Origin of the sequence: Marinoscillum furvescens DSM 4134 (genome assembly GCF_003386095.1) — a bacterium.
In the GTDB taxonomy this organism is placed as follows: domain Bacteria; phylum Bacteroidota; class Bacteroidia; order Cytophagales; family Cyclobacteriaceae; genus Marinoscillum; species Marinoscillum furvescens.
The window spans coordinates 1-1,565 of record NZ_QREG01000056.1; the positions used below are offsets into that span (position 1 = coordinate 1).

The window sequence follows — 1,565 nt, forward strand, 5'->3', positions numbered from 1 at the left end:
CATCTTATCCTTCGATGTATCCAGCTACTCAATCGCTTAAGCCTGCTTAGCATCTTTGCGTTTCTGAAGTAATTGAGCCACCCCCGGAGCACCCTATTGAGTTCCTTGATCATCTGATCAAGACTGATACCCCGTTTTCTGCGGGTGACCTTCTTTACCTTCTCCTTAAATCGTTGTTCACTTCGTCTACTCAGACCCAATTTACCATCCCACATTATTGAATGTCCCAGAAAATTGAGCTGATAAGGCCTACATACCCGGCTTTTGTCCTTATTCACCTTCAGTCGAAGGCGATTCTCTATAAAGCTGGTAATTGATGAATAAATCCGCTCTGCTGCCAATTGGCTCCTCACTAGAAGGATCATATCATCCGCATAGCGCACAAAGCGGTGGCCTCTTCGCTCTAACTCTTTGTCTAGCTCATCCAATACGATGTTGGATAGCAATGGAGATAAGGGGCTACCCTGAGGAGTGCCACTTATCCGTTGGTTCTCTAAGCCTCCCATTAGTATACCTGACCGCAGAAACTTGCCTATCAGCTTCAGTAACCGCTTATCTGATATACGTCTTCCAAGCAACCACATCAGTCGATCATGATTCACCTTGTCGAAGAATTTCTCCAGATCAAGGTCTACTACATAATTGTATCCTTCCCTCACGTACTCTCCAGCTTGGGCTAAAGCCTGATGGGCATTTCTACCCTTACGGAAGCCATAACTGTGTGGTGAGAAGATAGGATCGTAGCGTTTGCTTAGTTGCTGGGTTATAGCTTGTTGAACCAGTCGGTCTTGGACTGTTGGTATGCCTAGTTGGCGTACGCCTCCACCAGGTTTAGGAATTTCCTTTCCTTTAACGGCCATTGGCTCGTAGCTCCCTTTCTTCAGTTGTTCGATTAAACTCTGATGGTTGCTGGAAAACCAATGTCGGAGTTCCTTGACGGTCATACCATCTCCACCCGGTGACCCTGCGTTCTTTACTACCTGCTTCAACGCTGCAGTAAGATTCGATAGACTGCATACCTTATCCATCAAACCTCTCGTCAAGGCTCGTTCTTCTTCACACGCTGATAGCCACTGCTGACTTACCTTGCCAGTTCGTTCACAGAATACGTCTGAGCCCTTCACTGGAAGGCTATCCTTTTCCCATTCGTCTAATAGACTCATCTGAGATCCCTGATATTTTCCTGTCTTTAACATGGCTATTACAGGTTGTGAAGCGACTGCTCCTTGTTCAAAGATTTGGCCCTTCCCTAAGGTGGGTGTTAACCACCCTCAGACAGTACTATGGCCGCTGCTGACTTCCTGACCAACTCTCGCTGGTAGGATCTCCCATGGTAAACTTTCCTTCTTTCCTGTGGACTTGCCAGATTTACCTTGTCCGGTTACGGATGGATATTGGGCGTCACCTTCCAAGGCAGGCTTACCCCCAGACTTAGGCCTTGTATCTGGTTCCTGTTCGTCAAATCCACATTTTGCCTTAAGCTTCCTTTGGATTCCCAATTACTCAGGACACCCTTGCCTTCAGCTAACGATTCCACTCCATCTGGGCTCGTTCGGGACTTGGTT

2 protein-coding genes are annotated in these 1,565 nt (G+C 47.2%); both read right to left on the reverse strand.

All coding sequences use genetic code 11. The features are described from left to right. Positions 1 to 1,196: group II intron reverse transcriptase/maturase (gene ltrA, locus C7460_RS23400; RefSeq protein ID WP_115870563.1), on the reverse strand; the 1,196-nt coding region annotated here is incomplete at its 3' end. Positions 1,197 to 1,381: 185 nt separating this feature from the next. Then, positions 1,382 to 1,565 (reverse strand): hypothetical protein (locus C7460_RS24190; protein ID WP_221409620.1); only part of this gene is annotated, 184 nt, incomplete at its 5' end.